This window comes from Pseudomonas sp. S1(2024) (assembly GCF_046557535.1).
This window is the reverse complement of record NZ_JBKGFP010000066.1, coordinates 93,169-101,133: the sequence shown is the minus strand read 5'-3', so window position 1 is coordinate 101,133 and position 7,965 is coordinate 93,169. Positions and strand designations below refer to the sequence as shown.

General features: G+C 64.0%; 4 protein-coding genes and 1 pseudogene. 1 reads left to right on the top strand and 4 read right to left on the bottom strand.

Features of this window, described 5'->3' with window-relative positions; genetic code table 11:
* From ACLCGK_RS18325 to ACLCGK_RS18310, 4 genes are all read right to left on the bottom strand, one after another.
* Positions 1 to 2,176: T6SS effector BTH_I2691 family protein (locus ACLCGK_RS18325; RefSeq protein ID WP_410952607.1), on the bottom strand; the 2,176-nt coding region annotated here is incomplete at its 3' end.
* Positions 2,173 to 3,132 (bottom strand): hypothetical protein, encoded by a 960-nt coding sequence (locus ACLCGK_RS18320; RefSeq protein ID WP_410952606.1) that lies wholly within the window; start codon positions 3,130 to 3,132, stop codon positions 2,173 to 2,175. The genes ACLCGK_RS18320 and ACLCGK_RS18325, both read right to left, overlap by 4 nt.
* 122 nt (positions 3,133 to 3,254) lie before the next feature.
* On the bottom strand, positions 3,255 to 4,160 hold the full coding sequence (locus ACLCGK_RS18315) for a LysR family transcriptional regulator (protein ID WP_013973410.1): 906 nt from the start codon (positions 4,158 to 4,160) through the stop codon (positions 3,255 to 3,257).
* Positions 4,161 to 4,234: 74 nt separating this feature from the next.
* Positions 4,235 to 7,165: an aminotransferase gene (locus tag ACLCGK_RS18310; protein ID WP_410952605.1), complete on the bottom strand. Its 2,931-nt coding sequence runs from the start codon at positions 7,163 to 7,165 to the stop codon at positions 4,235 to 4,237.
* A gap of 327 nt (positions 7,166 to 7,492) precedes the next feature.
* Between ACLCGK_RS18310 and ACLCGK_RS18305 the strand changes: the two are divergent.
* Positions 7,493 to 7,723, top strand: a pseudogene (locus tag ACLCGK_RS18305) (ATP-binding protein); the annotation flags it as partial.
* Between the last annotated feature and the right edge of the window lie 242 nt (positions 7,724 to 7,965).

The following is a 7,965-nucleotide window of genomic DNA, read 5'->3' as shown; positions in this document are numbered from 1 at the left end:
CAAGCGCCTCCGGGTTGTCCTGATGCGTCTCTTGCAACGCTCGATAGTTCTTGCCCAGGCTGTCCTGATGGAACCACATGCTGCCCAAGGCAAATAGCAGCCCGACGCTTCCGCTACTCGCTGCAGCATCCCGCAGGCTGCGCATGGCATCGCTTGCCACGCTTTGCGCGGCCGTAGAACTGATCTTCAAACCACCCGTAACCTGCGCACGCAGCGTACCCGCACCAATCGCAACATTGCGTACCAGCGCCCCGACGCCGCCGGCTGCACCCTCGCGCAACTGCACCAGCCGCGCCTGCAGGCTCTCGGCGCTTTCGAGCGTCCAGAGCATCACCTCGATCATCTGGCTGCGGTTACCCGCTGCCGCAATATTGATCGCGCCACTCAGCACCATGGCCCGCACCTTGCGGCCCAGTGGGTCACGGAACTGCTTGTCTACCTGCTGCAGAAACGCATCGGTCCGCGCCTCCAGGGCCTCGTTGAGCAGGCTCATGTACTCGCCCACTGTCAGCGACACCCGCAGTGGGGTCACCTGCTGCCCGGCGAAGAGTGCAAACGCCGAGCGATGCACATGACCGATCAGGGTCTTGGTCCGTTCACTCAGGTGCTGGCTGAGCGCATTCCCGGCGCTGTTGGTCGCGGCCAGCAACTGGCCAACGGCATCCTGTATTGGCTTGATCATCAACAGCTGGCCATCGGCGGTACCGGCGATGCCCTTGATGATGTCGTACACCTTGCCGAAGTCGTCCCCGGACAGCGCGCTGGCCACCTGCTGCATCAGCTTCTGATTCTTGGCCAGCAGTGCCTGGTACAACAGGCTGCGGTCGTCTTCCAGCAGCTGCTGCCAGATATGCTGGGTGATCCCGAGCGGCTGGCCCTCCTGCGGCAAGGTTTCAGTGGGCCCGCCGGCCAGGCAGGCGGCCATCATCTGGATGAAGTACTCCACCGAAACGGGGGAGGTCGCGTCATAGTCGTAGTAGCCGATCTGCTGAAAAGCCCGCTTGGCATAGTGCCGCGCATACAGATCGCCAACCTGGTCGATCATCGACTGCCAGTTTTTCAGTTCGCGGTCGTAATCGGCCTGGAACGCGGCGCGGGCGCTTTCGTCGTAACGCTCTTCCAGCCGCTCGCGGGCGTCCTGCTGCTTGCGCGCGGTGTTGCGTTCGGTCTGCGCGTCGATGTCCACCGGCGGCAGATACGCCTTGGCCGCGATCGGGCTGTCGTTCCACTGCTCGACCTGCCGGGCTTCCCGCTGCGCGTCCTCGGCACCTTGCACGGCCGCCATGGCCGCGTGCAATTCGCGGATGCCCAGTAGTGCTTGCGAGGTGAAGTATTCGAAGTGCCGCTGCGGCTGCGCCCGCCATTCCTGCAGGGCCTGCACCCAGCCAGTGCGTTGCGCGTTGAGCTCCATGACCATGCCGACCGGGTCGGGCAGCGTCAGCGCCAGCACGCCATTGGGCAGTTGTTCCTGCTCGATGACATTGCGCACATGCGTGCGGGTTTCATGCCAGCGGCCCAGGCGGCTGTAAAAGCCATGAACGCTGGTAAACCTGGCAGAAGAAAAGGTGGAGAACTCCAGCACCTGTTCCAGGCCGAAGCGGAAGCTGTCGGTCATGGCGATGCCGAGGCTGGCAGGGTCGTTGCGTGCGGTGTTCAGGTCCACCTCGACGAAGCGGGCGAGGGTGCCTGGGTCACTGTCGGCGATGCCTTGCCGATAGCGGTCGAGTACCGCACGGGGCCAGGGGTCGTTGGCGAAGGCGATCCAGGCCTTGCGGTAGAGCAGGGTATCGATGTTGATGAACGAGGCGATCACATCGTGGCCTTCGGTGGCGCATACCTTGGGTAAAGACCTGGGTGGCCCAAAGGGCATCTGCGATACCGGAAAACGCTGCAAGGTACCTTCCGCCGCTACTTCGTAGGCCTGCCAGATTTCCTGGTCGAGCAGTACGTAGACATAACCTTGGCGCAGGAGGCGCAATTGGTCGGTGTGCATCGGGTGGAAGATGATTTCGCTGTCGTCTGCCAGGCGATAGGGGCGCCCTGTGTCCGGGCGTGGGGCGTAGGCCTCGCGCAGCAGTAGAATCGGCAGGCCGGAGCGTTCGCAGGCATTGCAGGTGCCGTAGGTGTTGGGGATCTCTTCCTGCATGGCGATGTGGATGGCTTTGCTGATGCTCATGGGTAACTCCTTGCCTTCGGCAGGCCGGCGACGATGTGCGACCAGGTGCAGTCGTCGTAGCTGGCGAAGCGGTCCGCCAGGCGCTGCTCGCCGGCCGCTGCCCTTTCCACCTCATGCTGGATGGTCGGGTGCTGAAGGAGCAGTGGGTGGATCATGAGCATGTGCAGGCTCATGCACTGGATATCGGCGCGGTCGCGCAGGCCCTGCTTGAACGCCTTGAGGATCAGGTTCATGGCATGGGTGGGGGCGTTTTCCGGCAAGCCTGAGGAACCTGCGAAGTGCCAGGGTGCATGGGGATGCTGCACGGCACTCAGGCGATGCCAGGCACCGAGCAGTTGAATGATCTGCGGTGCGACGTGCTGGGTCGCCCTTACGGCCTCGGGGACGGCCAGTTCGCCAGCCATGGGTTCTCGCTCGAATACCTCGCAACTGCCAGAACCATCGGGATGTAGCCAGCTGCGAACAGGCCCGAGGACTTCGCCTGCGTTTTTCAGGGTCGCGCGTAGCAGCGCCAGCCGCACGGGTTCGAACCAGGCGGTGATACCGTGCGGTTCTGGTTGGTGCAGCACCTGACACTGCTGGCTGATGTGCTGGGCGATGAGGTCGGCGGGTTGATCGCTGATCAGCCAGCCACACACGTAGTGCCAGGTAGCTGCCGATTCACGAGCGGCGCAGGTCGCGCTTAATAGGGCAAGGGCTGTGGGCGTATCGCTGGGTTCGGCGAGCCGCACCAGAGCTGGCCAGCACTCAGGATCCTGCACCAGGAGGCTGCAGTCGATGCGCGTTACGGCATCAATACCCAGCGCTTTGCTGAGGGCAGCGATGGCCAGCGGGTGCTCAGGCGGGCAGCCGGCGAATGGGTCCAGTAAAAGGTAGAGGGCTTCTTCTGGTTGGCGCTGCTGGTTGGCGAAGTGATCGACCGACTGCACGTAGCCCTGCGTGGACTGGCTCGACATGAGAAGTTCCTTTTCTTCTTGATGGCGAGCAGAAACCTAACGGGGAATCAATGCTGCAGGTAGTTATCGGCTTCCTAACCAGCTGTAGGATTTTTCGCTGTCGGACGAGGCAGTCGTATCGCTCAGGACCTCGGGGATTCTGTTTCAAAGCATTGGCGCATCACGTCAAGGTAACGCCGCGCGCCCAGGCCCAACGGGCGCGACTTGACCCAGATGATGTCCACCCACAAGCGCAATCGGCTGGCCATGTTGTCGAAACGCACCTCCGCCAGCGCGCCCGAAGCAATCAACGGCTCGACCAAAGGCTGCGGCAGGTAGGCCCAACCAAGGCCCGATTGCACCAGGTCCAGCGTGGCCAGGTAGCTATCGGTCAGCCAGATGCGCCGCGACAGCACCATGCGTGGGTCCGACCCGGTGGCCTTGCCCGATGCCACAATGATCTGCCGCTGTTCGGCGAAAGTCTCTTCCGGCAGCGGCGTGCCGCTGTTCTGCCCGGCCGGATGGCGGGGGGAGGCGACGGCCACCAGCAACTGGCTGCCGGCTTCCAGGAATGACTCGCGCTCGTCGATGCCAGGCCTTTCGAAGACCAGTGCCAGTTGCACGCTACCGTCATGCAGCAGGCGGATGGCTTCGGCCTGGGTGGCCGAGCGTACTTCGATTTCCAGGCTGGGAAATTCCTGGGCGAGGGTTTCCAGCGGCTGGCTCCAGCGGCCGGTCTGCAGCTCGGGGGCCATGGCGATAGTCAGGCGCTTTTCCAGCCCCTTGTGCAGTTGCAGGGCCTGGGCATCGAGCAGGTTGAGCTGGCAGATCACCTGCCTGGCCTGGGGCTCCAGGGCCAGTGCGGCACTGGTGGGCAAGGCTTTGCGTGTTGCCCGGTCGAATAGCACCAGGTCCAGCTCCGCCTCCAGCTGGGCGATGGCCATGCTCACGGCCGAAGGCACACGCCCCAGCTTGCGCGCGGCGGCAGAGAACGAGCCTGCCTCCAGCACCGCGAGGAAGATTGCCAGGGAGTCGCTGGTAAAGGCCATTGTCAGTAAACCTGATGACGAGGAAGCGTTGTGGCCGAAAAGTATGAACACTCCTCGGCCAGCTTCGCAATTCTTTACAGGTCTTCGGAGAGCACTCGATCAATGCTGTCGACAAAGTAGTCCACGCTCGCCCGGGTGGTGCACATCGGCGGCTTGATCTTGAGGATGTTCAGGTAATCACCGGTCGGCTGCATGAAGATGCCCAGGTCACGCAGGCGGTTGCACAGGGCCATGGTTTCCTCGGTTGCCGGTTCCAGCGTTGCGCGGTCGCGCACCAGTTCCAGCCCCAGGTAGAAGCCCGAACCATGCGCCGCGCCGGCCAGTGGGTGCTTGTCGACCAGTGCCTGCAGGCGCGCCTTGAAATAGCGCCCGGTATCGCGCGCGTTGTCCCACAGGCCTTCTTCCTGCATCACATCCAGCACCGCCATGCCGATGCGGCAGCTGACCGGGCTGCCGCCGGCCGAGGAGAAGAAGTAGCCCTCGGCCTCCAGCGCTTCGGCGATCTCGCGACGGGTGATGACTACGCCCAGTGGCTGGCCGTTGCCCATGCCCTTGGCCATTGTGATGATGTCGGGCACCACGCCCTGTTCCTCGAAGCCCCAGAAGTACTCGCCCAGGCGGCCATAGCCGACCTGTACCTCGTCGGCGATGCACACACCGCCCCGGGCGCGGACCTTGGCATAGGCGTCGCGCAGGTAACCCGCCGGCAACGAAATACCACCGGCATTACCGTACACCGGTTCGCAGATGATGCCCGCCAACTGGCGGCCACGGGCGTCGAGGTCGGCCAGCTTGGCGTCGACGTCGCGCAGGTAGTGAGTGGCGCTGTCGGCGCCACGGAAGCGGCCGCGGAAGGTGTTCGGCGCCTCGACCGGGTGCACCCAGTCCGGGCGGGTTTCCAGGGCCTGCGGGTTGTCGGCGATGGAAGTGGAAATGGCATCGGTGGCCACCGACCAGCCGTGGTAGGCCTCCAGCACGCTGAGCAGGTCGCGCCCGCCGCTGTAGGCCCAGGCCAGGCGAATCGCCAGGTCGTTGGCTTCGGTACCGCTGTTGACCATGAACACCCGGTCGAAGCCTTCGGGTGCCAACTCCAGCAGGCGTTCGGAGAACTCGGTGATGGCCGCGTAGTGGAAGCGCGAGTTGGTGTTCAGCAGCGACCACTGCCGTGCCGACTCGGCGACCATGCGCGGGTGGCCGTGGCCCAGCACCGCGACGTTGTTGAGCATGTCGAGGTAAGAGCGGCCCTGCATGTCGATCAGGTAGTTGCGCCAGCCGCGTTCGATGTGAGGCGGTTGCGCGTAGTAGTGCTTCTGCGAGCGGGCGAAGCTGGCGTCGCGGCGGGCCAGCAGGGCCTGTGGGTCGGGCAGCGGCTCGGCATTGCAGTCGAAGCCCAGCAACGCAGCTGGCGACGGGCACAGGGCCAGCCAGGCGGTTGCCTGGGATGGGGTGGCGAAGAACGGCGGCTGGATGCCGCTATCCAGGCACAGTTGCACGCTGAGGAAGCCACAACTGCTGCCCAGCGACTGGCCTTTTTCCACGGCCTGGCCATCTGCAGGCGCGTCTTCCAGGCCTTGCAGCCACAACGCCCAGTGCGCGCTGCGCAGGCAGCCACGGCCGTCGCCATGGCGCTGCCAGGTGCCGGCATCTGGCGCTTGCACCAGGCTGCCGTTGGGTACATGCAGCTCGACGCCCAGGGCACAGGTGGCAGGCTCTTCGGGGCGATCGATATGGGTTTGCGACAGGCGATACTGCCCGTGCAGGCTGCAGGCCGGGGCCTGTTGCGTGGTCAGCAGGTGCTGGTCGAAGCCCGGTTGCTCCCAGTTGCCCGCCTCGCAATGCACGCTGAGCACGCCCAGATCGACGCGCGTCACTGCCTGCCGATCCAGTTCAGGGAGCAGAAGGGCGCAGCCGCTCAGGTCCGGCGTGGCTGGCTGCAAGCCCACAGCTTGCAGGATGGCCGCTTCCATCAACGCGAAAGGTACGGCGGTGGCAGTGTCGAAGATTTCCCATTCATGGGCGATGTTGTCGCGGGTGTACTGGTTGCCGGGGTCGACGGTGAGTTGCTGTTCGCTGCTCAGCACCAGCACGGCGGCGCGGTTGAGCACCAGTGGCCACAGCGCCCGCAGTTCGGCTTCGCTCAGCGGGTTGAGCGCCTGGTAGGCACGCACGGCCGGCAGGATGCGCAGCGGGTCGCCCTCGGCGTGGTGCAACAATGCGGCGCAGGTCACCGACAGGTCGGCGATGCGCCATGTGCGCAACAGGTCGCCGAAATCGATCACCCCTTGCAACTGCCACTGGCGCTCGACATCGCGGGCCCAGACGGCGTTGTCGTCGGTGATGTCCAGGTGCACGGCCTGGCTTGGCAGCTGGTCGACCAGCGGCGCCAGGTGCTCGGCGGCCAGCTGGGTGGCCCGTTCGATACGGGCGCGTTGCTCGGCGTTGCCCAGCACGGGCAGCAGGTGCTGGATCAGTGCCTGGGCATGTTGCGGGTCCCATTGCAGGGTGCGCGTCAGGCCCGGGTGGTCGAAAGTGGCCAGGGCCTTGTCCAGCCGCGCGCAGAGCCCGCCGAGTTCGGCCATCAGGCGTGGCTCCATGTGCTTGAGGCGGGTCAGTGGCTGGCCTTCGATGTAGTCGAGCAGGCGCATGCGCAACGGTTGCCCGTCTATTTCCAACGCCAGCAGCATCTGGCCATCGCTAGCCGGGCGCACGGCGGGCACAGGCAAGCCCTGTTCGCGCAGGTAGGCCAGGGCCGCGTGCTGGGCCTCCAGTTCCACCTGGGCGTAGCTGCCGTGGCAGGCCTTGAGCACGAAACGGCCTTGTGGAGCGTCTACTCGGAAGTTCAGGTCCTGTTGGCTGCCCAATGCCGAGAGGTTGCCGGCAATGCCGTAGTGCGTTTGTAGCACGGCATGTGCCTGGGCTTCGCCGAGCGCAGGGCTGGGCAGGCCGGAGCGCTGGATCAGCGTGGTCAGGGCAGGGGAGGCGGGCTGGTGGTGTGGGCTGGACATGGGGCTCTACCGTTGCTGCTGGGGTTGACGGTGGAGAATTTATGCCCGATCTGGCTGATGATGGAAGACGATTGTTGTCAGAAAATTTGATGATGGCTTTCGAGCCGACCTGCCTGTACACCGTTACATTAAATTATTCGCTGCCAATAATTATTGGTATTCAATAATTTTCAATAAAGCCATGATCGACATCTTCCCGCGCCGTGAATTGGCTGCCGACATGGCCAGGCAGTTGTTGAAACCGTCCGCCCTGGATATCGGCCTGAGATCAGGGCTGTTTTTCTACGGGCTGCGCAGGACTTGCAAAACCTCTTTTTTAAGATTGCCCGGATCGCATCGGTCGAAGGCGATGCGCGTGGGGTGTTCTCCAACGAAGCGGCGGCCGAGTATTCGAAGTCTGTGGGGCGTGAAGTGCGTGTCGAAGAGATACAGCCGGTTGCCAACGAACTGCTGGCCGCTAACCTGATCATGCGTCGGGGGCATGGGCTGTATGGGGTGACCGACCCCTTTGTACAGGAGATCTGGCGCGAGCGGCAGGAGTTGTTGGGCCGGCTCTGAGCTGCATCAGCCTAGGCCCGCTGGTGCCAGATCCATTAGCGCTTTGGCCATCGCACTCAGGCAGTGGGCAGCCCAGATCATCATCGGCTTCTCGACAGTGAATTGGGTGGATTCCGTAGTCATTTTGAAGCCCCTGAAAATTCTCGAGTGCCTGGACCGGCCTCTTCGCGGGCACGCCCGCTCCCACAGGTACTGCGCAAGTCTTGAAGCCTGTGGTGGCTCTGTGGGAGCGGGCGTGCCCG